This window comes from Vibrio metoecus (assembly GCF_009665255.1).
GTDB classification, from domain to species: Bacteria; Pseudomonadota; Gammaproteobacteria; order Enterobacterales; family Vibrionaceae; genus Vibrio; species Vibrio metoecus_B.
Map to the genome: position 1 here is coordinate 556352 of NZ_CP035686.1, position 26259 is coordinate 582610.

At 47.3% G+C, this 26259-nt stretch carries 26 protein-coding genes and 2 pseudogenes; 13 read left to right on the top strand and 15 right to left on the bottom strand.

What is annotated here, in order from left to right:
* Window positions 1–5: 5 nt before the first annotated feature.
* The 4 genes from EPB59_RS02635 (at window position 6) to ybaK (ending at window position 4377) form a co-directional block, all read left to right on the top strand.
* Window positions 6–818, top strand: coding sequence for a SirB1 family protein (locus EPB59_RS02635; protein WP_154171488.1), 813 nt, complete (start codon window positions 6–8; stop codon window positions 816–818).
* 19 nt (window positions 819–837) lie between these two features.
* Window positions 838–1689: a 3-deoxy-8-phosphooctulonate synthase gene (gene kdsA, locus EPB59_RS02640; protein WP_154171489.1), complete on the top strand. Its 852-nt coding sequence runs from the start codon at window positions 838–840 to the stop codon at window positions 1687–1689.
* Between the two features lie 405 nt (window positions 1690–2094).
* Window positions 2095–3756, top strand: a complete 1662-nt coding sequence (gene ushA / locus EPB59_RS02645) for a bifunctional UDP-sugar hydrolase/5'-nucleotidase UshA (protein ID WP_154171490.1) — start codon at window positions 2095–2097, stop codon at window positions 3754–3756.
* A 138-nt stretch (window positions 3757–3894) separates the two neighbouring features.
* The gene (gene ybaK, locus EPB59_RS02650) at window positions 3895–4377 is read left to right on the top strand and encodes a Cys-tRNA(Pro) deacylase (RefSeq protein WP_055050884.1); all 483 of its coding nucleotides are present in this window, start codon (window positions 3895–3897) and stop codon (window positions 4375–4377) included.
* A gap of 87 nt (window positions 4378–4464) precedes the next feature.
* On the opposite strand, the gene EPB59_RS02655 is transcribed toward ybaK, so the two are convergent.
* The gene (locus EPB59_RS02655) at window positions 4465–5718 is read right to left on the bottom strand and encodes a uracil-xanthine permease family protein (protein WP_055050885.1); all 1254 of its coding nucleotides are present in this window, start codon (window positions 5716–5718) and stop codon (window positions 4465–4467) included.
* 220 nt (window positions 5719–5938) lie between these two features.
* On the opposite strand from EPB59_RS02655, the gene EPB59_RS02660 reads away from it, so the two are divergent.
* A complete protein-coding gene (locus EPB59_RS02660) occupies window positions 5939–7063 on the top strand; it encodes a DUF2066 domain-containing protein (RefSeq protein WP_055050886.1) in 1125 nt (374 codons plus the stop codon).
* A 123-nt stretch (window positions 7064–7186) separates the two neighbouring features.
* Here the strand turns inward: EPB59_RS02660 and EPB59_RS02665 are convergent, their stop codons facing one another.
* From EPB59_RS02665 to EPB59_RS02680, 4 genes and pseudogenes are all read right to left on the bottom strand, one after another.
* Window positions 7187–7603, bottom strand: coding sequence for a DUF2069 domain-containing protein (locus EPB59_RS02665; RefSeq protein ID WP_055051178.1), 417 nt, complete (start codon window positions 7601–7603; stop codon window positions 7187–7189).
* Between the two features lie 11 nt (window positions 7604–7614).
* Window positions 7615–8181, bottom strand: a complete 567-nt coding sequence (gene wrbA, locus EPB59_RS02670; protein WP_134817927.1) for an NAD(P)H:quinone oxidoreductase — start codon at window positions 8179–8181, stop codon at window positions 7615–7617.
* Window positions 8178–8527, bottom strand: a pseudogene (gene arsC / locus EPB59_RS02675) (arsenate reductase (glutaredoxin)). Before arsC ends, wrbA begins: the two are co-directional and overlap by 4 nt.
* Window positions 8528–8550: 23 nt before the next feature.
* Complete coding sequence (locus EPB59_RS02680) at window positions 8551–10005, bottom strand: beta-barrel assembly-enhancing protease (protein ID WP_055050889.1); 1455 nt, start codon at window positions 10003–10005, stop codon at window positions 8551–8553.
* A 183-nt stretch (window positions 10006–10188) separates the two neighbouring features.
* Between EPB59_RS02680 and EPB59_RS02685 the strand changes: the two genes are divergently transcribed.
* From EPB59_RS02685 to EPB59_RS02695, 3 genes are all read left to right on the top strand, one after another.
* Window positions 10189–10425, top strand: a complete 237-nt coding sequence (locus EPB59_RS02685) for a sulfurtransferase TusA family protein (protein WP_055044326.1) — start codon at window positions 10189–10191, stop codon at window positions 10423–10425.
* Window positions 10418–11494, top strand: a complete 1077-nt coding sequence (locus EPB59_RS02690; protein ID WP_055050891.1) for an AI-2E family transporter — start codon at window positions 10418–10420, stop codon at window positions 11492–11494. The genes EPB59_RS02685 and EPB59_RS02690 overlap by 8 nt, the downstream gene beginning before the upstream one ends.
* A gap of 175 nt (window positions 11495–11669) precedes the next feature.
* The gene (locus EPB59_RS02695; protein WP_154171491.1) at window positions 11670–13541 is read left to right on the top strand and encodes a methyl-accepting chemotaxis protein; all 1872 of its coding nucleotides are present in this window, start codon (window positions 11670–11672) and stop codon (window positions 13539–13541) included.
* A gap of 81 nt (window positions 13542–13622) precedes the next feature.
* Here EPB59_RS02695 and bcp read toward each other — a convergent pair whose 3' ends face one another.
* Both bcp and EPB59_RS02705 read right to left on the bottom strand, forming a co-directional pair.
* Window positions 13623–14090, bottom strand: coding sequence for a thioredoxin-dependent thiol peroxidase (bcp, locus tag EPB59_RS02700; protein WP_055050893.1), 468 nt, complete (start codon window positions 14088–14090; stop codon window positions 13623–13625).
* A gap of 14 nt (window positions 14091–14104) precedes the next feature.
* Window positions 14105–14647 carry a glycine cleavage system protein R gene (locus EPB59_RS02705; RefSeq protein ID WP_000191993.1) on the bottom strand — a complete coding sequence of 181 codons (543 nt, stop codon included), beginning with the start codon at window positions 14645–14647 and terminating at the stop codon, window positions 14105–14107.
* A gap of 275 nt (window positions 14648–14922) precedes the next feature.
* Between EPB59_RS02705 and dapA the strand changes: the two genes are divergently transcribed.
* Both dapA and bamC read left to right on the top strand, forming a co-directional pair.
* The gene (gene dapA / locus EPB59_RS02710; protein WP_000491217.1) at window positions 14923–15801 is read left to right on the top strand and encodes a 4-hydroxy-tetrahydrodipicolinate synthase; all 879 of its coding nucleotides are present in this window, start codon (window positions 14923–14925) and stop codon (window positions 15799–15801) included.
* Between the two features lie 57 nt (window positions 15802–15858).
* Complete coding sequence (gene bamC, locus EPB59_RS02715; RefSeq protein WP_154171492.1) at window positions 15859–16878, top strand: outer membrane protein assembly factor BamC; 1020 nt, start codon at window positions 15859–15861, stop codon at window positions 16876–16878.
* Between the two features lie 100 nt (window positions 16879–16978).
* On the opposite strand, the gene EPB59_RS02720 is transcribed toward bamC, so the two are convergent.
* The 4 genes from EPB59_RS02720 to EPB59_RS02735 are packed head-to-tail and all read right to left on the bottom strand — an operon-like array spanning window position 16979 to window position 19370.
* Complete coding sequence (locus tag EPB59_RS02720; RefSeq protein WP_055050895.1) at window positions 16979–17191, bottom strand: DUF2897 family protein; 213 nt, start codon at window positions 17189–17191, stop codon at window positions 16979–16981.
* A 1-nt stretch (window position 17192) separates the two neighbouring features.
* A complete protein-coding gene (locus EPB59_RS02725; protein ID WP_055051179.1) occupies window positions 17193–17867 on the bottom strand; it encodes a M15 family metallopeptidase in 675 nt (224 codons plus the stop codon).
* Between the two features lie 5 nt (window positions 17868–17872).
* On the bottom strand, window positions 17873–19006 hold the full coding sequence (gene dapE / locus EPB59_RS02730) for a succinyl-diaminopimelate desuccinylase (RefSeq protein WP_154171495.1): 1134 nt from the start codon (window positions 19004–19006) through the stop codon (window positions 17873–17875).
* Window positions 19007–19022: 16 nt separating this feature from the next.
* Window positions 19023–19370: an ArsC family reductase gene (locus EPB59_RS02735; protein ID WP_055050897.1), complete on the bottom strand. Its 348-nt coding sequence runs from the start codon at window positions 19368–19370 to the stop codon at window positions 19023–19025.
* A gap of 245 nt (window positions 19371–19615) precedes the next feature.
* On the opposite strand from EPB59_RS02735, the gene EPB59_RS02740 reads away from it, so the two are divergent.
* Entirely contained in the window at window positions 19616–19903 is a 288-nt protein-coding gene (locus EPB59_RS02740) for a winged helix-turn-helix domain-containing protein (protein WP_000423625.1), read from the top strand.
* 49 nt (window positions 19904–19952) lie between these two features.
* On the opposite strand, the gene EPB59_RS02745 is transcribed toward EPB59_RS02740, so the two are convergent.
* Window positions 19953–20309: a DUF2956 domain-containing protein gene (locus EPB59_RS02745; RefSeq protein WP_154171496.1), complete on the bottom strand. Its 357-nt coding sequence runs from the start codon at window positions 20307–20309 to the stop codon at window positions 19953–19955.
* A 143-nt stretch (window positions 20310–20452) separates the two neighbouring features.
* Here EPB59_RS02745 and EPB59_RS02750 point away from each other — a divergent pair, with 143 nt between their 5' ends.
* Both EPB59_RS02750 and EPB59_RS02755 read left to right on the top strand, forming a co-directional pair.
* Window positions 20453–20917: a DUF2919 domain-containing protein gene (locus EPB59_RS02750; protein ID WP_154171497.1), complete on the top strand. Its 465-nt coding sequence runs from the start codon at window positions 20453–20455 to the stop codon at window positions 20915–20917.
* Between the two features lie 65 nt (window positions 20918–20982).
* Window positions 20983–21891, top strand: a complete 909-nt coding sequence (locus EPB59_RS02755; RefSeq protein WP_154171498.1) for a Dyp-type peroxidase — start codon at window positions 20983–20985, stop codon at window positions 21889–21891.
* Window positions 21892–22029: 138 nt separating this feature from the next.
* Here EPB59_RS02755 and EPB59_RS02760 read toward each other — a convergent pair whose 3' ends face one another.
* The 3 genes and pseudogenes from EPB59_RS02760 to EPB59_RS02770 all read right to left on the bottom strand — a co-directional run bounded on the left by EPB59_RS02760 (window position 22030) and on the right by EPB59_RS02770 (window position 26258).
* Window positions 22030–23073 (bottom strand): lactonase family protein, encoded by a 1044-nt coding sequence (locus EPB59_RS02760; RefSeq protein WP_154171499.1) that lies wholly within the window; start codon window positions 23071–23073, stop codon window positions 22030–22032.
* 66 nt (window positions 23074–23139) lie between these two features.
* Window positions 23140–25592 (bottom strand): annotated as a pseudogene (locus EPB59_RS02765) (beta-N-acetylhexosaminidase).
* Window positions 25593–25628: 36 nt separating this feature from the next.
* Window positions 25629–26258, bottom strand: a complete 630-nt coding sequence (locus EPB59_RS02770; protein ID WP_154171500.1) for a bifunctional 4-hydroxy-2-oxoglutarate aldolase/2-dehydro-3-deoxy-phosphogluconate aldolase — start codon at window positions 26256–26258, stop codon at window positions 25629–25631.
* Window position 26259 lies beyond the last annotated feature (1 nt).

Sequence of the window (26259 nt, forward strand, 5' to 3'; positions counted from 1 at the left end):
CAACCATGCTGAATTTGTGTGATGAAGATTTTGATGCGATGGAGTTGGTGGAAGGGGCGCTTGCGCTCAATAAAGCCATCAACCCTGATACGCAGCTAGAATGGGCTCACATTGAGTTAGTACGTCTGCTTGAAGAGGCTGAGTTGGCTTTAGTTCATGAGCGGCATGAAAAAGCACGTTTTGAGGCTTTTTTGCGTCTGTTTTACCAAGAGTGGGGCTTTAGCGGGGATCGTGAAGCCTATTTTGATTCACGCAATGCTTTCATGGATCAGGTTTTAGAACGACGCAAAGGTATTCCCGTGAGCTTGGGGGCGTTGCTGCTTTACTTTGGCCGCAAACTGGGCTTTCCACTGAATGGCATCAGTTTCCCTACACAGTTTCTGCTGTCGCTGAATTGGCCAGATGAAACGCCGGTTTATATCAACCCATTCAATGGTGAAGTGGTTTCTCAACACACTTTACAAGCTTGGTTAGTCGGCCATAAAGGGCCTCTTGCTAAACTTAAACCGCAACATTTACAAGGTGTAGATAACCCGACCATTATTGGTCGTTGGTTGGCGCTGCTTAAAAGTGCCTTGTTGCGCGAAGAGCGTTATACTCTGGCGCTAAGATGTACCGATTTGGCACTTACTTTTGTGCCGGATGATCCTTATGAGATTCGCGATCGTGGCTTTATCTATCAGCAGTTAGAGTGCCACCAAATTGCCATTTCGGATTATCAATATTTTATTGACCAATGCCCGAACGATCCGGCAGCTGAATTGTTAAAAACGCAAGTCAATGCGCTCAGTCACGATACGCACGTGACGCTGCATTAACCCAACAAGAGAGATGAAGATGGAACATAAAATTGTCCATGTCGGTGATATTCCGGTAGCCAACGATAAACCGTTTACCCTGTTTGCTGGTATGAACGTGTTGGAATCGCGTGATTTGGCGATGCAAATTTGCGAATACTACGTAAAAGTCACCGAGAAGCTCGGTATCCCTTATGTGTTCAAAGCTTCTTTTGATAAAGCGAATCGCAGCTCGGTACACTCTTACCGTGGCCCTGGCTTGGAAGAAGGCATGAAAATTTTCCAAGAGTTGAAACAAACTTTTGGCGTGAAAATCATTACAGATGTGCACACGGCTGAGCAGGCACAACCTGTTGCGGATGTGGTGGATGTGATTCAATTGCCTGCCTTTTTGGCGCGTCAAACGGATCTGGTTGAAGCGATGGCGAAAACTGGTGCCGTGATCAACGTGAAAAAACCGCAATTCATGAGTCCTGGTCAAGTGGGCAACATCGTTGAGAAGTTTTCTGAGTGTGGCAACGACAAAGTGATTTTGTGTGAGCGTGGTTCTTGCCATGGTTACGACAACCTTGTTGTGGATATGCTCGGTTTTGGCGTGATGAAGCAAGCCTCTAATGGCAGCCCAATCATTTTTGATGTGACTCACTCACTGCAAATGCGTGATCCTTCTGGTGCGGCATCGGGTGGCCGTCGTGAGCAGACGGTTGAACTGGCGAAAGCGGGTTTGGCAACGGGTATTGCCGGTTTGTTTATTGAAGCGCACCCAAATCCAGAGAAAGCGAAGTGTGATGGCCCATCGGCTCTGCCGCTGGATAAGTTAGAGCCATTCCTTGTGCAAATGAAAGCGTTAGATGATCTGATCAAAAATTTTGCACACATCGATATCCGATAAGCGTGATAGCCAGATAAACATCGATTTAAAGCCATCTTCGGATGGCTTTTTCATCTCTCATGCACCGTAGGGGATGGGGTACACAATTCTTGCAAAAGAGGGTTTGTGTAGGTTAAACGCTTGCGTGCACAAAATGAGAGTACCTGCCATTTTATCAGTAAAACGTTTGCCTGTGATCGAGGCTGATTATCTTCTTAACTCTCATCCTTGATTACATGTAATTGGCTCGTTTTAGGTGATCCATCCTACATAAATATGAAATCAAGCTGTCTCATCAATTTCGTTACTTTAAACTAAGTCAAGTTTTACCCGCGCATCAAGCAGTGGCAGTGGGAAGCGTATGCGCCGTACGAGCGCTCATCAATACACTTCAGCAGTGGTTTTCATCAGTTCAAAGGTATGACAATGAAACAAGGCCTCATTCTAAAATCCGTACTCAGTGCAGCCATTATTGCCTCTCTGGCAGGTTGTGCAACCCAACCCGCTCACCAGTGGGAAGCAGACAAAACCTATAAACTGACTATTTTGCACACCAATGATCATCATGGTCGTTTCTGGCAAAACCAGTATGGCGAATACGGCATGGCAGCACGTAAGACGCTGATCGACCAAATGCGTGCTGAAATTGAAGCGCAAGGTGGCAGTGTGTTACTGCTGTCCGGTGGTGACATCAACACGGGTGTTCCAGAGTCTGATCTGCAAGATGCAGAGCCTGATTTTAAAGGGATGAGCAAAATTGGTTACGATGCGATGGCGCTTGGTAACCATGAGTTCGATAACCCAATCGACGTTTTGTTTAAGCAAAAAGAGTGGGCGAATTTCCCAATGCTTTCTGCCAACATTTACGACAAAGCCACTGGCAAACGTCTGTTTGAACCGTACCATATTTTTGATAAGCAAGGGATCAAGATTGCTGTCATCGGTTTAACCACCGAAGACACCGCGAAAATTGGTAACCCAGAATATATCGGTGGTATTGATTTCCGTGATCCAAAAGCAGAAGCGAAGCAAGTGATTGCTGAGCTGAAGAAAAATGAGAAGCCGGATTTGATCATTGCCGTCACTCACATGGGTCACTACCAAAATGGTGAGCATGGTGTGAATGCTCCGGGGGATGTCGCTCTGGCTCGTTTCCTACCTGAGGGTGAGCTGGACATGATTGTGGGTGGTCACTCACAAGAGCCTGTGTGTATGGAAGGCCCAAATCTGGTCAAAAAGAATTTTGAACCGGGCGATGCTTGTAAACCTGACATGCAAAACGGTACCTACATCGTTCAGGCTTATGAATGGGGTAAATATGTTGGCCGTGCGGATTATGAATTTCGTAATGGTGAGCTAAATATGGTTAGCTACAATCTAGTTCCAGTTAACCTGAAGAAAAAAGTGGAAGTAAATGGCGAAAGCAAACGTGTGTTTGCGACATCTGAAATTAAAGAAGATACCGCGATGCTCGACTTCCTACGCCCTTACCAAGAGAAAGGCCAAGAGCAATTAGGTATTAAGATTGCAAAAAGCAACGGTAAGCTGGAAGGCGACCGTAACATCGTGCGTTTTGAGCAAACCAACTTAGGGCGCATGATTGCAATGGCGCACATGCAACGAGCAAAAGCGGATTTCGCGATTATGAACTCAGGCGGCGTGCGTGACTCAATCCAAGCGGGTGACATTACGTACAAAGATGTACTGAAAGTGCAGCCATTTGGCAACATTCTGACTTATGTGGATATGAATGGTCAGGAAGTGCTGGATTACTTAAATGTGGTAGCGACCAAGCCGGTTGATTCAGGTGCCTATGCTCAATTTGCGGGTATCTCTATGACGGTGGCGGATGGCAAAGTCTCTAACGTGGTCATCAGTGGTAAACCACTGCGTTTGGATGCGACTTACCGCTTCACTATCCCAAGCTTTAACGCCGCAGGTGGTGATGGTTATCCGAAAGTCTCGGATCATCCAGGTTATGTCAACACTGGTTTTGTGGATGCGGAAGTGCTGAAAGATTTCCTTGAAGCAAACAGCCCGATTGACGTAAAACGATTCGCACCGGCGGGTGAAATTGTTTACCGTTAATAAGGTTTGACTCAGCGCGTCGAATTGCGTTTACTGACAGGCGGTGTGAAAACACCGCTTTTTTGTTTTTCCATACCCATATGGAACTGAGTTTTATCTGCCTAATCCGCAGTGTGAGTAAATGAGGACACGCGATTCATGACTCCAGCCATCAATCTTGCAAAGAAAAATAAAATCCCGCATACCATTCATCAGTATGAACATGATCCTAACCATGCTAGCTATGGCTTAGAAGCGGCACAGGCGCTCGGCCAAGATCCGAAGCGGGTCTTCAAAACCTTATTGTTTTGTATGAACGGGGAAGAGAAAAATCTCGCGGTAGCCATTATCCCAGTCGATTTAAAACTGAATTTGAAACTGGCAGCGAAAGCAGCCAAAGCCAAAAAAGCTGAGATGGCGAAGCCGGATATTGCAGAAAAAACGACAGGTTATGTGGTCGGGGGGATCAGCCCTCTCGGTCAGAAAAAAGCACTGCCGACCTTTATCCATCAAAGCGCGGAAATGCAAACGACTGTTTGTGTGAGTGCGGGTAAGCGTGGTTTGGAAATTGAATTATCACCGCAAGATTTAGCACGCTTAACGCGTGGTCAGTTTGCGGATTTATGCCAAGAAGAGAATTAACGTTTACCAAAACGGCCTCAGTAAGAGGCCGTTTATCCCCTGCGACTTGAAACTCAAGTAACAAGGGGAGAATTAACCAACATGAGATTAATGACGCGCTTCTTCTTCCATCTGCGCGTTATCCACCACGTGGTTTTCACCCAAATCTTTTGGCAACACTAGGTTTAGGATGATCGCAACAATACCGCATAAGCTCACGCCTTGTAGGCTGAAATCACCGATGCCGAATGCCATGCCACCGATACCAAAGACCAGTGTTACTGCCACAATCACGAGGTTGCGGGATTTGTGTAGGTCAACATGATTTTTGATCAGCGTGTTCAAACCGACGGTGGCGATGGAGCCAAACAGTAGGATCATGATCCCGCCCATAACCGGCACAGGGATGGTTTGCAGCAGTGCGCCGAGTTTACCGACCAAAGCCAGCACAATAGCGGTGATGGCCGCCCAAGTCATGATCGCCGGATTAAAGGCGCGAGTTAACATAACCGCACCAGTGACTTCACTGTAAGTGGTATTGGGTGGCGCGCCGAGCATTGTTGCCGCAATAGTGGCGACTCCGTCACCCGCAATCGTGCGGTGTAAGCCCGGTTTCTTCAGGTAATCTTTGTTGGTGACGTTGGAGATCGCCAGCATATCACCCACATGTTCAACCGCTGGAGCGATCGCAACGGGGATCATAAACAGAATCGCGTTGATATTAAACTCAGGGAAAGTAAAGTTTGGCAGCGCCAGCCAAGCGGCTTGTTCTACGGCGGCAAAGCTCACGACTCCGAGTACGAGCGATAGTACATAACCCGTGATGATGCCCGCGAGAATCGGTACAAGCTTGAAAAAGCCTTTCGCGAAGACACTGAAAACCACGGTGACCAAAAGTGAAAGACAAGAAATCCACAGTGCTGCTTGTGGGTCAACCAGTTGGACGGAACCGTCCCCAGTTTTACCTAGCGCCATGTTGACAGCCGCTGGCGCAAGCCCCAAACCAATCACCATGATGACCGGACCCACTACGACAGGAGGCAACAATTTATGGATGATTTCTACACCACGCACCTTGATGATGCCACCGAGAACGATATACACCGCACCGGCTGCCATCAACCCACCCATGGTGGCAGGAATGCCCCAAGTTTGGATGCCGAACATGATGGGAGCAATAAAAGCAAAAGAAGAGGCGAGAAAGATGGGGACTGAGCGGCGGGTAATCAATTGGAAAAGCAGAGTTCCTAAACCAGCACCGAACAGTGCTACGTTTGGATCGAGTCCCGTCAACAGTGGGACCAGAACCAACGCGCCGAATGCAACAAACAGCATTTGCGCGCCTTGTATGGCATTTTTCATCGTATTTTCCCTGAACTAAATAAAAATTCGCGGGATTCTATCACTTCTGCAATCGATTGCGAGCGGAATGAGATCAAAAAATGACAGGTTTATTAGTCAATCGTAAAAACGACGTGGATCGCGTCGCACAAATTCTGACGCACTCCTGTAACCTCTTGCCTTGCTGAACTCAGGATAGTTGCTTATCATCGTCGTTCAGTAAACAGAATGTAGGTATGGTATGCGCTATTTAGCTGTGTTGATGATGGGATTGCTCACGTTTCCCGCATTCGCCCTCACTCGAGTCAACTTGTATCAAGCAGAAGTTGCGATTGATCCCCAACAAAATAACGCGGATGCCACTGCTCGTGTACGTGGTATGGAAGAAGTAATTGTGCGTGCGACAGGCAGCCAAGACTCTCTTAAGAATGATGCGGTGCAGAAAGCGTTGCGCCAAAATAACCAATACATTACGCAGATCAGCACTCAGCAACAAGGCACACAATCTGTGCTGCGTTTGCAATTTAGTGCGCCACACATACGCTCTTTGTTAACTCAAGCTCAATTGCCGTTTTGGCCAGAAAGCCGCAGCAATCTGTTGGTCTGGTTGGTGGAAGAGGCTAATTATGATCGCAGCATTAGCTGGGAACACGCCGATACACCCGTGCTGAGCCAAATGAAAAACCGTGCACGTGTGCGTGGTTTACCACTGACGGTTCCGGTCGGTGATTTTGATGATGTCACAGGGGTACAAGTTTCCGATCTATGGGGCGGCTTTATTAACCCGATCAGTGCGGCGAGCCAACGTTATCCAACCGATGCGGTTTTAGTGGTACGTGTTCAAGGTTCCGATGTTCGCTGGACGTTGTTTGATCAGGCGGCAAACACCATGGTGGCTCAGCCCAAATCCCCCATATCGGGTCAAGCTTCTGGTGAGCAAGCGGCCAGTGAGATGATTGATGAAATCAGTGATTATTATGCAAGCAAGAGTGCGGTGGTGGTGAGTAGTGAATCTTCACAATCTGTGCTTGCCCAATTTGGTCCGCTCGATAGTGCGCAAGATTTTTTTGTGGTTGAAAACAAACTTAAGCGTTTAAGCTCAGTTGCTTCTCTGGATATTCTGAAAATTCAGGGAACAGAAGTGACTTTTAAAGTGCACTTGCTGGCGAGCGTTGATGAGTTTGCTAATGAAGTGGTGAGAATGGGACAAGTGGTACGAATGGAAGCGCCGCAAGATGATGTTTCTGCAACCGATAACCTTACTTCAGATACCCCAACCGAAGGCTCATTGAATGAAAACCAAGAGCCAGCAGTCGCGCCTCAACCAGCGTCATCCACTACGCTGTATTTTTCTTGGCAAGGTTAAATCATCAAAAATCGTATCGATAAAAATAGCGCCTACAGAGGCGCTATTTTTTTATTCATCTACGCTGGGAGAGGGCAAACAAGCGGTATCTTTCTGGTGATTAGCCCTCAATGAGCAAAAAGATCATGGGTGGTCAAAACGTGATTTTTCCTGCTTTTCAACCTCTGACAGTTTGGTGAGTTTTAACCCCAGTTCTTGACCGCGCAAGCGAGCATACAGTGTATTACCAATGAAAGCGGCGAAAGTGAGTGCAAGCTCAATCAATGCTAGCCAACGCTCACCCCCATCTACATACAATAAGGTCAGGGCGTGCAAAAAATAGAGCATCAGCACGAAGTTAGCCCATGCATGGGTATAAGGCTTGCCTTTGAGGATCCCCCAAAGAGGCAGTAATAGAGGGAGCACCCACCCTACCGCTAATGCGATGGCATTGAGATGGGGATGGGGAGAGAGTTTCAATTGCCATAAGACAATCCAAACCAATAGCCCCAGATTGGCACTGAGTGCCAACCAGCGATAAAACGCAGTACGAGGTTGCATGTTAGGTGTGGTCATACCGATCCTTTTAACTGTTTGGCCACATTGGCGAGGCGTTTTCCTAACTGGCGTGCCAGCTCTGCCTCTTCCGGTGAGAGCGATTTTTGTTGATGAACATGGCTAGCACCATAAGGTGTTCCACCAGATTGAGTCGTGTGCAAAGCTGGTTCTGAGTAGGGAATCCCTAAGATCAACATACCGTGATGCAACAGGGGCAGCATCATGCTTTGTTGGGTAGTTTCTTGCCCACCATGCAAAGTGGCGGAGGAAGTAAAGACACAAGCCGGCTTATCGATCAGTGCGCCACTGAGCCAAAGTGGCGTAGTTTGATCCCAGAAGTGCTTTAATGGGGCTGCCATATTGCCAAACCAAACTGGGCTGCCAAAGGCCAAAGCATCACATTGTTTTAGCTCTTCCAAAGTAAGATAAGGATCGCTTGCGCGCTCGTTTTCATCCCACTCAGGAACGGTACGCAGTAGAGCTTGGCAGCCCGTGACCGATTCAATACCCCGAGCGATCTGGCGTGCGAGGGCTAGGGTGCTGCCATGCCGACTGTAATAAAGGACAACAACCGAAATCATAGGATTTCGAGCACTTGCTCGGGTGGTCGGCCATGCCGAGCTTGATCGTTACAGACCACGATAGGGCGTTCAATCAGTTTGGGGTGTTCAGCCATCGCGGCAAACAGGTCATCATCACTGAGTTGGCTATTGCCTAGATTAAGCTCTTTGTACAGATCTTCTTTACAACGCATCATCCCCGAACATCGTTCAGCCCTAGCTGTTGATACAGATGTTTAAGCTCTGCAACAGAAGGGGATTCCTCTAAATATTTAATGACTTGAGGTGTGATGCCTTGGTTTTCGAGCAAGGCTAAGGTTTCACGGCTTTTTGAGCATTTGGGGTTGTGATAGATCACGACTGACATGGATTCTCCTTAATCAGATTTTATTATTGGAGGGATAAAAAGCGTTCACGCTGAACCATTAATTGATCAATGCGCGCATCATAACGAGCCTGAGCGAGGCTACCGAGTTCAACCAGTTGGCTTGCTTGGGTATAAAACTGAATTGCTTTGTTCCAGTTTGCCTGCAGCGCCATCATTTCACCACGAGCCGCTAAGTCTTCGGCGCTATTTCCTAAGCGGCTATTTGCTTCAGAGAGTAATTGCCAACCATTGATGTCATTGGGGTTGTCATGGGTATAACGCTGTAAAATGCGAATGGCGTCATCGAACTTATCTTGTTTCAGCAGCACATTGGCATAGTTAATGGTTAATACCGAATTGTTCGGTGTTCGTTTCAGTGCGTTTTCCAGTAAATTCTGTGCTTTAGCCGCTTGCTGAGTGCCGAGATAAAGATCACTGATCGCATCGAGATAAAAATGGTTATCGGGCTGCTCTTTAATAAGTTGAGTGAGCAGAAGGGCTGCTTTATCAAACAGTTTCTGATCGAGATAAACCAAGGCTTTACCATAAAGGATAGATGGTTGCAGTGTTGCATCGATTTTTTTCTCCGTGCGTGCAAACCAATCTAAAGCAGCATCTGCCTCAATCCCTGCATAACGAGCAATGATTCGTGCTCGCGCCAAGTGGTAATTCAGATGAGGGGCGAGCTTGAGCGGTGGATATTGCCGTGCTCGTTCACGACTATCTGTGATGCGATCTTCCGGTAACGGGTGTGTTAGCAGCATTGGTGGCGGCTTACTGGCATAACGATATTCATCGGCTAAGCGGCTAAAAAACAGTGGCATCGCATTGGCATCAAACCCTGCTTTGGCTAAGGTTGCGATGCCGAATCGGTCGGCTTCTTTTTCATTACTGCGTGTGTAGTTAATTTGCCCTTGAATGCTACCAGCTAGCGTGGCGTTGATCGCAGCAATCCCCGCTTCTGGGGCGGCAATGGCAAGTAACAAAGATCCCGCCAGAGCAGCAATGGTCGCCGGTGAACGGCGGGCTTGCTCTTCCATACTTCGGGCGAGGTGGCGCTGGGTCACGTGGGCAATTTCGTGCGCCATGACCGAAGCCAGTTCACTTTCACTTTGTGCATGTAGAAAGAGCCCTGAATGCAGAGCTACGTAACCGCCAAAAAACGCAAAAGCGTTGATGTTGCGATCGCGGATTAAAAAGAAAGTGAAGGGGGTTTTGACATCATTGGCATTGGCGACTAATTGATGCCCCAAACTGTCAATGTACTCATTCAGAACCGGATCATTAATCACCGGTTGATTATTGCGCAGCATGCGCATGTAGGCATCGCCATAAATCAGCTCTTGATCTATGGTCAAGGTGGAACCTGCGACGGTGCCGATATCAGGCAGTTCGATCGCTTCCGTTTGTGCAACCGCAGGGAGGCATTGCGCAGCAATACACAAACATAACAGAGTGCGAGTCGGGAAGAATTTCATAATGGCGGTGAATGCTCCGAGTTTATCTGCCAGTAAGACACAGTCGAACCCAATTGGTTTCTCAAGCTGACTATCCTGTAGTGAATTTCCTGTCAAAATCCGCCACCTGCGAACGCACAATAGGTGTAACCCTGACCGAAAGCCGATACAATGTGCCACCTATATTAAGGATTAAGCGGCAGAATGGAACCGAATATTCTCGATTTGCGGGAGCAACGCTGCCCTCTGGCATTATTGCTGGCTAAACGGGCAACGGCAGCACTGCTACCCAATGAATCGCTGACCATTTTGATTGCCGATCCCGCCTCATTACGTGACATTGAACAATATATGGCTCAACAGCCAGTACAATGTCAGCGTACTCAAAAACACGATCATTGTTCGCTCATGGTGAGTAAGGAGACTTCGTTTAATGTTTGAAATGGTCAGTCGTTGGTATAAACGACGCTTCTCCGATCCACATGCTGCCAGTTTGGTAGCGATTTTGCTGTTTGGTTTTATTACCATCTATTTCTTTGGGCATCTAATTGCACCGTTATTGGTTGCGATTGTGCTCGCTTATCTGCTTGAGTGGCCAGTGACTCAACTGCGCCGTTTACGCATTCCTCGTACCTTAGCGGTGATCATTGTGATTACCGTGTTTACTAGTTTGATGATTCTGGCGGTATTCGGATTGGTTCCGACAATTTGGAAGCAAGTGGGCAACTTAATTAATGATGTTCCAAACATGTACAACGGTACGCAAAAGTTCATCACCACTCTGCCGGAGCGTTTTCCAGAATTAGCGCATTTAGAGATCGTGGAATCGGTCATCAACAATGCGAAAAACAAAGTGCTTGGCATGGGCGAAACTGTCGTGAAAGGCTCGTTAGCGTCTTTAGTGAGTTTAGCAACATTAGGGGTTTATTTGATTCTGGTTCCGCTTTTGGTGTTCTTCTTGTTGAAAGATAAGCAAGAGATGTTGCGTATGGCGAGCGGTATTCTGCCACGTAACCGTAAGCTCGCCACCAAAGTATGGGAAGAAATGAACCAACAAATTTCTAACTACATCCGCGGTAAAGTGCTGGAAATTGTGATTGTGGGAACCGTCAGTTACATCACTTTCGCGATTTTAGATCTACGTTACTCCGTGCTGCTAGCGGTTGCGGTTGGTCTATCCGTGTTGATTCCCTATATTGGTGCGGCGGCCGTGACTGTACCTGTTGCGATTGTTGCTTTGTTCCAATGGGGATTAACTCCACCGTTTTATACGCTGCTGATTGCTTACGGCATTATCCAAGCTCTGGATGGCAACGTGTTGGTTCCCGTACTGTTTTCTGAAGCGGTTAACTTACATCCTGTTGCTATTATTATCGCTGTTCTGGTATTTGGCGGATTGTGGGGATTTTGGGGCGTATTCTTTGCCATTCCCCTCGCAACTTTAGTAAAAGCGGTATGGAAAGCCCTTCCTAGTATCGATGAAGAGCCGAGTAAAGAGAGTTATTCGTAAATAAAAAAACCAGCGTAATGCTGGTTTTTTTTTGTCATTCAGCCCAAAACCAAAAATTCAGACTAAAGTTTGTAAAGAAGGTTGGCGATATAGCTCTTATAAGAAAGTCAGGTTAATCAAGATTATTTATCGCACTGCGGTTATCTGGAACCCAGAAACAGAAGGATTGGGAATTATGAGGTTTAGTCAGAAGATCGTTGCCGCTTCATCGGCTTTATTACTGTGTATTATTGCACTGCTTTCTTTTCAGCAGCTTTCAACGGTGCGTGAGGAGATTGAGTCACTTGTGCAAGATAGCCTGATGGAAATGGTGAAAGGGGTTAAAAACACCATAGAGTCGGATCTCGCGAGTAAAAAGGGGCTAGCCCAATCGACGACGGAAGTGTTGGAACTTGACCCAACCAATAAAACGTTTGTGAAAAACGTGTTGGAAGCGCCGAATTTAAAAGGCAGCTTTTTAGCGATTGGTTTGGGGTATGAGTCGGACGCTTCGGTTGTTGAAAACGATGATGGCTGGGAGCCAAACTCCGATTATGACCCTCGCAAGCGTCCTTGGTATATCGATGCAAAACGGGAAGGAAAGCTGACGGTTACAGAGCCGTATGTAGATATATCAACTAAGAAAATCATCATTTCTATCGGCACCCCCGTTTATCAACAGAGCAATTTTATTGGTGCCATGTTCTACGACGTTGAACTTACGCAATTAGCGCAACTGGTTAACTCAATAAACTTGTTCGATGCAGGCTATCTGTTTATCACCACTGCAGATGGCATTACGATTGCACACCCTAATGCAGAAAATAACGGTGAGAAGTTCAGCAAGTTTTTGCCCAATGTGGAGCTAAAAGAGGGAACTCAGCGAGTTGAGCTTGATGGCAAATACTACTTAGTTAAGTTTGCCCAAGTGCCTTCAGAACATTGGTATATCGGTGCTGTGGTTGATGAATCTGTCGCGTTCGCGATGGTGAATGATTTACGTCGCAGTTCGTTGATTTACACCGTGATTGGCGTATTACTCAGCATTGTTGGTCTGAGCTTCTTAATTAAAGTGCTGATGAAACCACTCGGTGCGTTAAGTCGTGCGATTGAAGATGTGGCTTCAGGCCAAGGTGATTTAACCAAACGCCTAGACACTAATACGGATATGGAATTCGCGATATTGGCTAAGGATTTCAACGTATTTAGCGAAACATTGCAAAAACGTATTCAGCAGTTGAAAGGGATTGGTGCAGAGATCATGCATGGTACCGAACAGACGGTACAAGGGGCTCATGAATCAGCCAGTGCCATGTCTCAGCAGTTGCAAGAGTTAGAGCAGTTAGCGACAGCAATGCACGAGATGGCCGTGACAGCAACCGAAGTTGCCAACAATGCTCAAGGGGCGGCGGCCGCGGCTCATGAAGCTGATGAAGCCTCACAAGATGGCAGTAAGGTCGTGAGTGATACTACGCGTTCGATTGACGCGCTATCAGCACGTATTGAACAAGCCGTAGAAGAGGTGAAAGGGTTAGAAGTGGCGACGGGGAATATCGAAACCATCTTAAAAGTGATTAACGATATTGCAGACCAAACTAACTTATTGGCACTAAACGCGGCGATTGAGGCTGCGCGTGCAGGAGAATCTGGCCGCGGTTTCGCGGTAGTTGCGGATGAAGTTCGTACCCTAGCACAGCGTACACAGCAATCGACAACGGAAATTCGCAGCATGATTGAACAGTTGCAAAGTGGTGCGAGTGCGGTTTCGGTCGCGATGAATGAAAGTAAATACACGGCCGATGATGCGGTACAAAAAGCGCAGCGTGCCGATGAATCACTGCAACGGATCCGCAGTGCGATTCAGCGCATCAGCGATATGAATATGCAGATTGCGTCAGCAGCTGAAGAGCAGAGTTTGGTTGCCGAAGAGATCAACACTAACACGGTCAAAATCAAAGACCTCTCGACTCTGGTTGCTGATTCAGCCAAAGCGGCTAGCTTGGCAATGCAAGTACAGACCGAAAACGTGCGTGAGCAAGACAAAGTACTCAATGCCTTTATTGTGTAACCCTCTTTTCTCGCAACAATAAGGCCAGTCATTGACTGGCCTTAAATTTAGATAATCTTGTGGGTTATCAGAGAAAGCGAATTACGCTTGGTTTAGGTAGTTCAGCACAACTTCATGATGGTTGGTGGTTTTGAATTTATCAAATACCTGTTCAATCACACCTTGTTCATTGATCAAAAAGCTGATGCGATGCAAACCATCAAACACTTTACCCATGAATTTTTTCTCGCCCCATACACCAAACTGTTCCGCCACTTGGTGATCTTCATCTGACAGCAGTGTGAAATTGAGGTTATCTCGCTCGATGAACTTGCCGAGACGTTTTACCGGATCAATGCTGACGCCTAATACGACCACATTATGTGCCTGCAATTCCGTTTGAACATCACGCAGACCTTGGGCTTGAACGGTACAGCCGGGTGTCATGGCTTTAGGGTAAAAATAAAGCAGCACTTTTTTACCTGCGAAATCAGCAAGTGAAATCGCCTTGCCATCTTGATCAGGCAGAGAAAAGGTTGGCGCTGGAGTTCCTGCGGTGAGTGTGTTCATAGTGATCCCTTTGATTACTGACTATTTTTTATAAAATTAAGCGAACCTTGAACATCAAGTTCTTCACACAAGGCATCAAACTCTTCTTGCAGTTGCATCAGATTACAGCCGGAATCCACACGCGCTCCAATCGCAATATGGAACTGATCTTGCTCACTGTGCAGCTTTTCCTTGCTGATGGTTTGTGCGCTGAGTGAGGCCATACCGATTTGGCGTTGAGCGAAAAACTGAGTGAACTTTTCCGTTAGCCCCAATTTATCGTCAGACTCAACATATACCTCAACGGTATAAGCATGACTTTGATGATCATGAGGTGAAGTACGTTTCATCATAGTAATCAGATCATGTTGTTGACCAAGCAAAGGGAGTGTTGTTTCAACGCGAGTGATGCTGCTTGGGGAGCCGGAGATCAACATCAGGAGAGTAAACTCCTTTCCAAACAAAGCAATACGGCTATCGATGATGTTGCAACCCGCTTGGGTAACCAATCGAACCACTTCATTACAAATGCCGGGTCTGTCGGTGCCCACGGCGGTGATCACAAGATGCTGAGTCATACTGTCACTTTAAGATGATTTTTCGGGCATGTTAACACAGTTAAAGTATAGAAAAACCGTGAGCAAACGCGTTTTTCCGTGCTATGCCCCTGAAAATGACGGTGGTTTGACACCCACTCGGCCGCACTGTGTATAAAGACGATTCATCGAGATGCCATTTTATGAGGGCGTCTTATCAATATTCATCCGCATGGCGATTTAAGCCCATTTCTCCGCTTGTCTTTTTTTAGCGCCATGCATTACCATGCTGAGAGTATCAGATTAGGGAGATAGACATGTTTTCAGGAAGTATCGTTGCGTTAATTACCCCATTTACTCCAGACGGAGAGGTCGACTATATCAGCCTGAAAAAGTTAGTCGATTTCCATGTTGATGCTGGAACCGATGCGATTGTGTCTGTCGGCACCACGGGTGAATCCGCCACGCTGACGGTCGAAGAACACGTAAAGGTGGTTGCTAAAACTGTTGAGTTTGCTGAAGGCCGACTTCCGATTATTGCGGGAACGGGGGCTAATGCAACGCATGAAGCGGTTACATTCAGTCGTCTGCTCAATAACACCGGCATATCCGGTTATTTGAGTGTTACGCCCTACTACAATAAGCCGACTCAAGAGGGGCTGTTCCTTCACTATAATGCGATTGCGCAAGAAACCGACATTCCTGTGATTTTGTATAACGTTCCAGGGCGTACGGCAGTCGATATGCGTCCAGAAACGGTTGCTCGTTTATCTGAAATCAAGAATATTGTGGCTTTAAAAGATGCAACGGGCGATCTCAGCCGCGTGGCTAAACACCTTGAAATGTGTAAGAAAGGGTTTGTGCTGCTCAGTGGCGATGACGCAACCGGTCTTGAGTTTGTGAAACTTGGTGGTCAAGGTGTGATTTCTGTGACCAACAACATCGCAGCTGCCGATATGGCGAAGATGATGCATTTGGCTCTGGAAGGAAAATTTGAAGAAGCGGAAATCATCAATCAACGTTTAATGACGTTGCACAAAAATCTGTTTATCGAATCTAGCCCAATCCCAGTGAAATGGGCGGCCCACAAAATGGGATTGATCACAAATGGTGATCTGCGTCTACCTTTGACCCAACTGTCGGAACAAGCGCGTCCAATCGTTGCCCAAGCACTGTCTGAAGCCTGTATTTATTAAGGCGCTATCCATTACAATGCCGGGGTCTGATAACCCCGGTCATTTTTAGGAGTTTCAATGAAGTTTTCTCGCCAGCTAGTTCTCGGTTCACTGGCTGTTTTGGTTTTAAGTGCTTGCTCCAGCAGCCCGACGCAGCGACGCCAAGCCAAAAACGATTTCGACTACCTCGAAACCACAGAATTCAAGCCTTGGGTATTGCCACAAGGTTCCACGCCACAGTTCTACCCTAACTACGATATTCCCCAAGGTGATTTTCTCGGAGGAGTGGGTAGTACGGTCGATATTCGTCCTCCACAACAAGTGCTGGAGTTGATTCCAGGTGCTCGCGCAGAACGCCAAAATGGTGAAGTAACGCTCTGGATGGTGCGCCAAGATGAAGCCCAAAAAGTGTGGCAAACGGCACTGAATATGATTGCTGAACGTAAGATTTCGTTACGTAAGCAAACCGATTCTATGGTTGAAACGGATTGGGTTGAGTGGGTTTCCGAAGATGAAGATGTCACTATCGGTAGCCGCTACTTAATGTCGATGGTGGAAAACAACAACCGTTACGGTTTCAAAATATCACTGGTTGGTTGGCGTGAAAACGGCCAAGTGCAAACCGTCTCTGCCACCAATAAAGAGCGCTATAACGCTTTTATGACGAACTTGGTGACCACTCGTTATGATTCTGACATTCGTGCGGAAGCGGCGCGTCGTGCTCAAGAGTTGGTGAAACAGATCCCAATCACCATGGGCGCAGACCGTAGTGGTTTCCCTGTGATTATCGCACGTACACCTTATGATGTGCTGTGGCAACGTTTACCTGAGCTGCTGCCTAAGATGGGCTTTACCATTGAAGAACGTAACCAGTCACAAGGTACAGTTAAAGTGAAATATGCTTCGCCAGATGATGATTTCTGGCAAGAGATTGGCGTAAAACCGATTGAGCTAAAATCGGGGACGTATACTTTCTTGTTTGGCGATTTGGGTAACCGAACGTCCATTAACGTTACGGACTCTTCAGGAAAACCGGTTAATGAAGCACTGCTTAAAGAGATGGTTCCTGTACTTTCTGCGGTAGTGGATAAGAAGTAATGTGAAAGGGGGGCGTTTTGATGCCCTCATTTCAAAACGAATAGCAAAGTAAAAAGAAGGGATGCAACGGCATCCCTTCTTTTTTGAACTTCATCAGTGACTATGGCTTGTCTTCGGGTTCGGTCGTTTGTTTGGATGTATCTTTAGACTGAGGATTGCGCTGCTTATCCAGTTCGTTTAATCGATCCAGTTCACTTTTTTTCCCCATTTGTCCTACTTTCATGTTGGCTGTGTATTTCAGCGCCGCAATATTGCCGACAATCACCGCCACCACAATGAAAGAGATCACCCAAGGGTTAAACAATATCTCCATTTTATCCCTCACTAATATTGGTAATGAAGTGCTGATAAAGCTCCGGTAGCATCGTGAGAATCGTTGATTGACCTTCGATGTTAGCCTTGGAAAGTTGTTCACGCAGTCGCGGTTCAGTAAGCTCCGCAAGGCATTGTTGCGCGGTTACTTTATGGCTGATATGCCAAGGCTCAAAACCAACCCCTTGACCGTTCTGATAGGGCAGAAAAAAGCCAAACTCAGCAAGGTGAGCCTTTAGCCATAGGTAGAACTGACTTTGGTGACCAGTTAAGTATTCCCAAGGCTCAAGCAGTAGACTCGTATTTTCAGGCAAGGCATCTCGGTCGTAGACATCAAAATCGGTACCCCAATGATGGCGACTGGCGCCTGGTAAGGCTGACCAGCGTAAAATGGCCAGTATTTTTTCTGCCTCGCTTAATCTATCGACCACTAATGGTTGGCTTTGTTCATCTAAAATCGGCTTTTGGCCGGTCATCTTCTGATTCCAGATGCTCAACTGGCGTTCAAAAGAGCGAAAACCACTCGCAATGCACAGATTAAACCCAGCATCGTGCGCCGCTTGTTTGAGTGCCAACAAGTCGGCACTCACCTGCGGATGAATGTGAAACGCTTTTTGTCCTACCAGCACTGACTGCAAATGAGTGTCAGTTTGTCCGGTCAGCTGCTCCGCCGTCATCATAGTTAGCCTAGAAGATGGTTTAAGGTTTTTTGGTACATATCGGTTAATTTTTCCAAATCAGCGATCCGCACACATTCGTTAACCTTATGGATAGTGGCATTGACTGGCCCCAGCTCCACCACTTGTGCGCCCATTTGTGCGATAAAGCGGCCATCGGAGGTTCCACCCGTAGTCAGTAGCGCAGGGGCTTGATGATTGACCTCTTCAACTGCAGCAACGACAGCGGCGAGCAGTTCACCAGCATCTGTCAGGAAGGGTTGACCACTGAGTGTCCATTTCAGGTCGTAATCCAATCCGTGAGCATCCAAAACCGAATGTACGCGGCGTTTGATCTCTTCATCAGTCAGTTCGGTGCTAAAGCGGAAGTTAAATTGCACATCAAATTCCCCTGGGATCACGTTAGAGGCGCCAGTACCCGCTTGCAAATTCGGGATCTGAAAGCTGGTGGGGGGAAAATACGCGTTGCCGTCATCCCATTGAGTTGCAGCAAGCTCAGCTAGGGCTGGTAGCGCTTTGTGCACAGGGTTATTGGCCAGATGGGGATAAGCGACATGGCCTTGTGAGCCTTTCACCTTCAAATCACCCGTGATGGAGCCACGACGGCCATTTTTCACCACATCACCTACCGCTAGGGTGCTAGATGGCTCACCAACGATGCACATATCGATCATCTCATTACGTGCCATCAGAGTTTCCACTACGCGTACGGTGCCGTTGATGAAAGGACCTTCTTCATCGGAGGTGATCAAAAAGCCGATTGAACCTTGGTGATCGGGATGCTCGGCAATAAAACGTTCCACAGCCACAATCATACAAGCCAGTGAGCCTTTCATATCCGCGGCGCCACGTCCGTGTAAGAAATCATCAATCACTGTGGGTTCAAACGGCGGGGTATGCCACTGCGCTAGAGGGCCAGCAGGCACGACATCGGTATGCCCAGCAAAAACAAACAGAGGAGATTGTGTGCCGCGACGAGCCCAAAAATTGGTGGTGTCTTCAAACACCATGCTTTCAATTTCAAACCCAAGCGCTTTTAAGCGCGCAATCATTACATCTTGGCAGCCTGCATCTGCAGGGGTCACTGATTGGCGGCTAATGAGATCTTTTGCCAGAGCCAGAACAGGGCTATCTGTCATCCTTGAAATCCTTGTATTAAGAGAAAAGAGCGCGGTACTGCGTATCGCTAAAGCCAAGATGGAGCGTATCTTGGCGCTGTAAAATAGGGCGTTTAATCATTGCCGGCTGTTCCACTAACAATGCCACGGCATTCTCGGCATTCAAAGTGGCTTTTTGTTCATCGCTGAGTTGGCGATAGGTGGTACCGCGTTTGTTGAGCACTTGTTCCCAGCCTAATTGGTCACAAAACCCAGTGACGAGCTCCGGTGTGATGCCATCTTTACGATAGTCGTGAAACTGATAGGGAACACCCTCTTGTTCTAGCCACTTGCGTGCTTTTTTTATCGTGTCGCAGTTAGGAATGCCATACAGAATATTCGTCATGTTTATCCTTGTTTTTATTGAAGGGCTGAATGGATTGCTAGGCGAAGCTGAGCTTGCTGCAACCTTGCTTATTGTGCGTTCAATCCTAACAGGAAGGGACTGCTGAGACAAAAGTGTGATGTAGATATTTCACGCAAAGAAAAAATACCCCGTCAAGATAAATCGATTGGCAAGTTCTTGATCAAACGCAACACATGACACGGTAAAACGGAAATAATGAGCACAGCACACTTTAGGAGGTATCAATGGAACTGAGTCCTGTTTTTGCAAGGCGCTTGTATTTAGCTTTGTTAGTGGAAAGCCTTGAGCGACCCAATGTCCCTAAGCTCATCGAAAAAACGGGTTGGCCACGTCGCACCATTCAAGATGTGATTAAAGCCATGCCGGGTATCGGAATTGAATTAAATTTTGTTCAAGATGGTCGTCGACATAACGATGGTTACTACCAGCTCTCGGACTGGGGGCCCTTTGACAGTCAGTGGGTGACTGAACGAAAAAAAGATATTGCGGAAAGTCTAGGATTTTGTGCATAAAGCCAGCATCGCTGGCTTTTTCTTTGTCCACATCATGTTGGTTGGTTCATCAGCTGTTTCGCCACAACCAATAGCTAATAAAGCCCACCCAACTGAGCGCTAATAATACCCATGCGAGTTTGGCTTGATTGGTATGAGCTGCATGACCTAGCTCGGATACATCGTCATCAGCTTCACCTATTTCCTCCGTCGAGGATAGCTTGGCTTTTAAGGCTTTTTTACGCAGTTTATCGGCTTGCCGATGTTTCTCTTTTTGCTGCTTCTTATACAGAGCAATCCCTTTTTCGATACCTTGAGTAATCAGTTTGGTCTGCTCTTTGGTTTGCCCTGGTCTTTGGGTGGCTTTGGCGATTTTCTGCGCCTCTTGTTGCGTTTGCTCTGAAGGTATTGGCGTGGAATTTTTCATTATCGGCTCGAATTAAAAAGCTTGAGGGCTAAGACTAGCATGTGATGCTTCAGTAAAAAATGGCGCTTCTCAAGAATTAGCGGTGGTCATTTGGATGAATTGCGCTAGAGTGGAAAGCCCGTGATTGATCAGTAGAGACCTCCGTGCGTTATTCGCTAGAACAGTATGATAGTCAAGGATTTTTAAAAGCGCCGCTATGGCTGTGGCTAGGATGGCTGTTTCTTATTCGGGCTTGGGTGATGTTTGTGATGGCGGGAGTGAGCCGTGAACATGGTTCGCGTTTGCTCTCTTTAATCTATCCTGATCATTCGTTGCTTTATGTAGGGTTGGGGATGGGCGTTCCTATTCTCAGCTTAATGTGGTTGATTACGTTGCGTAACCCACAACGTGGATGGGTCAATCGAATCGTGGCCCAAGGTCGTGCAATGACTTTGTTGACCGTCATCGGTCAGGCTATTCAAACCGCTTTCCATGTTTATTTGCAGCAAGGCGCATTTCACTGGGCTAACGCTTTAACGTTAGTCTTGTTGCTGTGGTTTGGCATTTACCTTGTGCAGAGTCGCCACGTCAAAGACAGTTTACAAACCCCAGTGTTGGGGAAGGCATGATCGCCATCAACACTGTGCTATTACTTTTTATTACACTGAGCAAAACCTAAAAGTGAGGACTCATTATGTTTAAGTCACAGACTGCAATCGTGCCGGAAGCTGGCCCATTTGCCCTGTACACACTGATTAAAGTTCGCCAGAACCACGCCAATGTTTTGCATGCGCTCAAGGCTTTACCCGCATTAATTGAAGAAATAAATCAAAACCAACCGGGGGCAGAGCTCACGCTTTCGCTGGCATTTAGCAAAGGTTTTTGGGATCAGCTTGATGTGGCTTTACCACCAGAGTTGATTGACTTCCCAGAGTTAGGGGAAGGGGATATTCATGCACCAACTACCGATGTTGATGTGTTGATTCACTGCCACTCTATGCGTCACGACTTGCTGTTTTATGCCCTGCGTAAAGGGATCAGTGATATCGCTGAAGATATTGAAGTGGTAGATGAAACCTACGGTTTCCGTTACCTAGATGCACGAGACATGACCGGCTTTATCGACGGCACAGAAAACCCGAAAGCGGAGAAACGTGCGGAAGTGGCTTTAGTCGCTGATGGTGAATTTGCGGGTGGCAGTTATGTGATGGTGCAACGTTTCGTGCATAACCTACCTGCGTGGAGCCGACTCAATTTGGCGGCGCAAGAGAAAGTGATTGGTCGCACCAAGCCTGATTCGGTTGAGTTAGACAATGTTCCTGCGGCTTCGCATGTTGGCCGCGTAGATATTAAAGAAGAAGGCAAAGGGCTGAAGATTGTTCGCCACAGCCTACCTTACGGCAGCGTGAGCGGCGATCACGGCCTACTGTTTATTGCTTACTGTCATACGCTGCATAATTTTAAAACCATGCTGGAAAGCATGTATGGTGTGACCGATGGAAAAACAGACCAATTGCTGCGCTTTACCAAAGCCGTGACAGGGGCTTATTTCTTTGCACCATCCCAAGTGATGCTACAAGGCTTGAGCTTAAAAGCTCAGTAAGCGTTGTGCACTTTTGTATTGCCCGAGGCGGGCTCAGTATGCCTCGGGCAATATGTTTAAACTCATAAGGCTTTAGGAGCGGCCTTAGTGATTTTGAGGTCGATAGAGTAAAGAAAGCGGCTTACGCCTTAATCTTCCTTATCGAGAGTTTTGTTCTAACACACATACTGGGGCATCAACATGACATTGATAGCCGCTTGCTTGTAAACGACCATCGCTTGGATTGCGTCTAAAGCTGACTAAATTATTTGAATGTTGGTTAGCCACTATCAGCCACTGCTCACAAGACGAGAGAGAAAAGTCTCTAGGAAACCTTCCGCCGCACTCCTGCATACTGTGCCATTGAACATTAGAACCCTGTATCGCAAAGCAACTGATGGCATTTTGATGCCGGCATGAGACATACACAAAGCGCTCATCGGCAGAGAGCTTGATCGCGCCTGCGGCCGCACCTTTTGCCTGTTGAGGGAGTAGATCGGCTTGGTGCTGTACTTGCCAACCCTCAGCCGTTTTGGTGATCACCACTAGCGTTTCACTCAGTTCACACACCACATAGGCCGTATCTTCCGCACGATTAAAAACTAAGTGTCTTGGCCCTGAACCCGTGGGAAGAGGTAAGTCTTGTTGTAGGCTAAACCCTTGCTCATCGTGATGATAGAAACGTATGGCATCGCAGCCTAAATCAACCGTGACCAATCGAGGTTCTGTGCTCTGAAAAAACACTTGATGAGCATGCGGTGTGATCGGCCGTTCGGGCGTTGAATCTTGCTCATTCGCGGCTAAGTTGGCCGCTAAATCTGCGACTACGTGAGTGGGTTTTCCTTGTTGGTCGAGTGCGTAAACACAAACATTGCCTGAGCCATAATTCGCCACGGCAAGGTAGTTGGCATCCGGAGAGGTTGCCACATGACATGGATAGTCCCCAGCGATAGGCAAGGTATGAGTCTGTTGGTCGATGATACACACTAACTCTGCGCCCTCTTGTTGAGCGACTTCTGAGAAGCTATAGACGGCTTGTGATGATTGCGTCAGGTAAGATGGATTACGCAGAGGCGCGAAATCCTCAAGCCTAGTGAGTTCACCTGTGTGTGGATTGAGGCGAATCTGCGCAATACCTCGACTGTAGCTGGGTTCATCGGTGTAAGTGCCTACATAAAATGTTAAGTGTCCACTGGTTTGCATAGCGATGATTTTATCCTTAAACCTTATCAAATGAACGCCGCCAGTTGGCGCTGGCGGCTCTGTGTATCAAGACTTCTTCGCTAAAGTGTGGAGTAAGCTTTGAGTCGGCTTGACGATAGCGATGATGGTTTCATCAAAGATGATGGCATGCGCATCAAGAATCGCTTGGTATTCAGTGGCTTCTGCCGCCTTCACGGATTTTCCTTGTTTTGCCCGTTCGAGCAAAATGTTGGCGATCTGGGCGACTTTTAGGGTTGCATCCGCCACTTTTACCGTCTCAATAGAAGCTATGTTATTGGCGAAAATCGGCTTCGCTTGTTGAGCCGCTAACGCGGCCTCTTGATAGTGCATGGTCAATTTATCTAATGCATCAATATCACCTTGGGCGAATTGAGTCACCAAGTCATTCATCGCGTAAACCGCCAAACTCTCTACTGGTAAGGCATCGGCAAATCGGTTTAAGCGCTCATACTGGTTGTAGAGATCGCCTTTGTTGGGGGTTGAAATCCATTTTTCCCAATGGCGAGCATAATACTGAGCGGGCTCAATGTATTTTGCTAACGTCTGCAATGCGGCAACATCGGCACCATTGGCTAAGCGCTTTAACATGATGCTCTGATTGGCATGATGGCGAAGCCCTAGCGAGATTTCAGACCAAGTATCCATTACGTTCATGCGTTGATACATGCTGCGCTCATCGGTCAGCGTTTGGCTAGACCATAAGCGTTCTGCAATCGCATAACTACGCGGCCACAACCGTTGTTCTATGGTCAGTGAGTCTAGGTTTTCCCCCAAATGGTGATTTCACCACCTAAAATCAGATCTTTTTCATCGCCTTGCAGCTCGGCAGGATAGCCTCCCTCCGGCTTGGGAATGACGCTGCCTTTGATTGCTGTTCCTGCTACCTGCTCACCGGTGGTGGGCCATCGAACATTTCCAATCAACTGATAGCTGCTTTCTTTCAACTTACCCTCAGCAAATTCATAGTTGAATTCGGTGTAAGACATGAAGTTGTCCATATGGCCGCGAAATTTAATGCCGGGTTGGTAGTCGAGAATGTGGACTTCTTGGCGTGATTTGCCATTGTAGTCAGTAAATGCACGGAAAGTGCCGTTTTTGGCTTCGATAATGGTTAAATTACCATGACGGGGGCCACCCTTATTTCTCGGTTTTACCCAGTTGTAAGTTTCGAACTTTTCGCCACTGTGCAGGGTATCATCCACCGTAATGCCCGTTGGCATGGGGTCGTTGCGATAGTGATAGCTGGTCGGTTGCGGTTGATCGAGATAGTAACCGGTAGACAAAACGCCTCGGTACCCCTGCTTCGCCGCACTGCCAATACTGTCGTGTCCTCGCCAGCTTTGAATAACAATTGATTTGGGCAGATCCTTATGCCAGATCTCATCCCAGCCGGACATCTTCTTACCACGTTCGGCAAGCATCTGCTCAACCTTAGTATTGAGGTAAGATTGCAGGCCACGTTCACCATCGAGGTGATTGTCTTTAATGAATTGCTGGATCTTCGGATTATCTTTCCATTGTTGGTAGTTCGGCTCGTCTCCCCCAATGTGGAAATACTCGTCAGGGAAGAGTTCTACAACTTCATCGAAAATACGGGCAAGCATGGTGTACAGCTCTGGATTGGTTGGGTCCATCAACGGTTCGAAGACCCCCCAAGCCCGTTGCTGAGGGTAAGACTGCTCACCGAGACCAGACATCAGTTCCGGATAGGCATGAGCTACGGCAGAAGCATGACCAGGTAATGAGATTTCAGGGATCACACGAATACCGAGATTGCGAGCATAGTTGACCACATAGCGAATCTGCTCTTTGGTGTAGTAGTCGCCGTCCGAACTTTTTTCCCAAAGCTTAGGGTAGCTATCCAGTTGGATGCGGATCCCTTGGTCATCCCAAATATGCCAGTGAAAAACGTTCATCTTTGCGGATGCCATTGCGTCCAGTTGGCGCAAAATGACATCGAGTTCGATGAAGTGGCGCGCAGTGTCGTAAGAGACTCCACGCCACTTAAAGCGCGGCGCATCTTGAATTGACACCACAGGAACCGAATATCCCTTGGCATCGGTTTGCACTAGTTGAAGAAAGGTTTCCAGAGCGTGGAATGCACCATATGGACGGGGGGATGAGATATGGATTTGCCCATCGCTTACGGTCAGTTGGTATGACTCATCGCTTTCCAGATTCTGCACTTCCTCTTTAGGGCCTTGGCGAATATCAATCACTAATGTCGCCGTCTGTTCCGACTTCGCTTGCCAGTGCAGCATGGGAAGACCAGTTTGGCGGTACAAGCGCTCCATCGTACGTTTGGCATTAAATTGCACCCGATCCGAATCGAATCCTTTGATGTAAATGCTGAAGTTTTTATCAATATTGACTGTGCCAACGCCCAATTCCACGCTTTGTGGATAAGGCATGAGGTTTAAAGGTGTGGAGGGAACCATTGCCATCAGGTTTGTACTTAGTAATCCGGAAATGAATAAAGCAAGCGTTGATCTTTTCATGGGATTTTTCCTTTGATTTTTATACTCAGCTTGCTGTTATGCGACTAACTCAACAGCTTCACGAACTAAACGACCAATTTCATCCCATTGTTCGTTCTCAATCAGTTGAGGGGCGACCATCCAAGTTCCGCCACAGCACACCACGCGTTCTAGTGCGAGATAATCATTGATGTTGTTTTTTCCAATACCACCTGTAGGCATCAGCTGAACATCAACGTACGGTGCGAGCAGGGATTTCACCATGGCGATACCGCCCGATGCTTCCGCAGGGAAGAATTTTAACAAGGTCAGATCGAGCTCAAGCGCTTGTTCTACCTGACTTGGGTTGTTGATCCCCGGTACAATCGGCATCCCTATGTTATGGCAGTAGCGAACGGTATTGGGGTTTAGGCCTGGAGCAACGACAAACTCAGCCCCCGCCGCTTTGGCTTGCTCCACTTGTTCGGCATTCAGCACGGTTCCAGCCCCAATACACATTTCAGGATAGGCTTCACGCATTGTTTGGATTGATGCTGCTGCCGCTGGTGTCCGAAATGTTACTTCAGCGACAGGTAAACCATTTTCTATCAGTACCTTAGCTAAAGGAATGGCGTGTTCAACGTGGTTGATTTGAATAACAGGAATAATTTTGAACCGCTTAAGTTTGTTGATAATTTCTGTTGTCATT

Bases quoted from the DNA above. Each gene is read 5' to 3' on its own strand.
- EPB59_RS02635 (WP_154171488.1), top strand. From the start codon at position 6: ATGCTGAATTTGTGTGATGAAGATTTTGATGCGATGGAGTTGGTGGAA.
- kdsA (WP_154171489.1), top strand. From the start codon at position 838: ATGGAACATAAAATTGTCCATGTCGGTGATATTCCGGTAGCCAACGAT.
- ushA (WP_154171490.1), top strand. From the start codon at position 2,095: ATGAAACAAGGCCTCATTCTAAAATCCGTACTCAGTGCAGCCATTATT.
- ybaK (WP_055050884.1), top strand. From the start codon at position 3,895: ATGACTCCAGCCATCAATCTTGCAAAGAAAAATAAAATCCCGCATACC.
- EPB59_RS02655 (WP_055050885.1), bottom strand. From the start codon at position 5,718: ATGAAAAATGCCATACAAGGCGCGCAAATGCTGTTTGTTGCATTCGGC.
- EPB59_RS02660 (WP_055050886.1), top strand. From the start codon at position 5,939: ATGCGCTATTTAGCTGTGTTGATGATGGGATTGCTCACGTTTCCCGCA.
- EPB59_RS02665 (WP_055051178.1), bottom strand. From the start codon at position 7,603: ATGCAACCTCGTACTGCGTTTTATCGCTGGTTGGCACTCAGTGCCAAT.
- wrbA (WP_134817927.1), bottom strand. From the start codon at position 8,181: ATGATTTCGGTTGTTGTCCTTTATTACAGTCGGCATGGCAGCACCCTA.
- EPB59_RS02680 (WP_055050889.1), bottom strand. From the start codon at position 10,005: ATGAAATTCTTCCCGACTCGCACTCTGTTATGTTTGTGTATTGCTGCG.
- EPB59_RS02685 (WP_055044326.1), top strand. From the start codon at position 10,189: ATGGAACCGAATATTCTCGATTTGCGGGAGCAACGCTGCCCTCTGGCA.
- EPB59_RS02690 (WP_055050891.1), top strand. From the start codon at position 10,418: ATGTTTGAAATGGTCAGTCGTTGGTATAAACGACGCTTCTCCGATCCA.
- EPB59_RS02695 (WP_154171491.1), top strand. From the start codon at position 11,670: ATGAGGTTTAGTCAGAAGATCGTTGCCGCTTCATCGGCTTTATTACTG.
- bcp (WP_055050893.1), bottom strand. From the start codon at position 14,090: ATGAACACACTCACCGCAGGAACTCCAGCGCCAACCTTTTCTCTGCCT.
- EPB59_RS02705 (WP_000191993.1), bottom strand. From the start codon at position 14,647: ATGACTCAGCATCTTGTGATCACCGCCGTGGGCACCGACAGACCCGGC.
- dapA (WP_000491217.1), top strand. From the start codon at position 14,923: ATGTTTTCAGGAAGTATCGTTGCGTTAATTACCCCATTTACTCCAGAC.
- bamC (WP_154171492.1), top strand. From the start codon at position 15,859: ATGAAGTTTTCTCGCCAGCTAGTTCTCGGTTCACTGGCTGTTTTGGTT.
- EPB59_RS02720 (WP_055050895.1), bottom strand. From the start codon at position 17,191: ATGGAGATATTGTTTAACCCTTGGGTGATCTCTTTCATTGTGGTGGCG.
- EPB59_RS02725 (WP_055051179.1), bottom strand. From the start codon at position 17,867: ATGACGGCGGAGCAGCTGACCGGACAAACTGACACTCATTTGCAGTCA.
- dapE (WP_154171495.1), bottom strand. From the start codon at position 19,006: ATGACAGATAGCCCTGTTCTGGCTCTGGCAAAAGATCTCATTAGCCGC.
- EPB59_RS02735 (WP_055050897.1), bottom strand. From the start codon at position 19,370: ATGACGAATATTCTGTATGGCATTCCTAACTGCGACACGATAAAAAAA.
- EPB59_RS02740 (WP_000423625.1), top strand. From the start codon at position 19,616: ATGGAACTGAGTCCTGTTTTTGCAAGGCGCTTGTATTTAGCTTTGTTA.
- EPB59_RS02745 (WP_154171496.1), bottom strand. From the start codon at position 20,309: ATGAAAAATTCCACGCCAATACCTTCAGAGCAAACGCAACAAGAGGCG.
- EPB59_RS02755 (WP_154171498.1), top strand. From the start codon at position 20,983: ATGTTTAAGTCACAGACTGCAATCGTGCCGGAAGCTGGCCCATTTGCC.
- EPB59_RS02760 (WP_154171499.1), bottom strand. From the start codon at position 23,073: ATGCAAACCAGTGGACACTTAACATTTTATGTAGGCACTTACACCGAT.
- EPB59_RS02770 (WP_154171500.1), bottom strand. From the start codon at position 26,258: ATGACAACAGAAATTATCAACAAACTTAAGCGGTTCAAAATTATTCCT.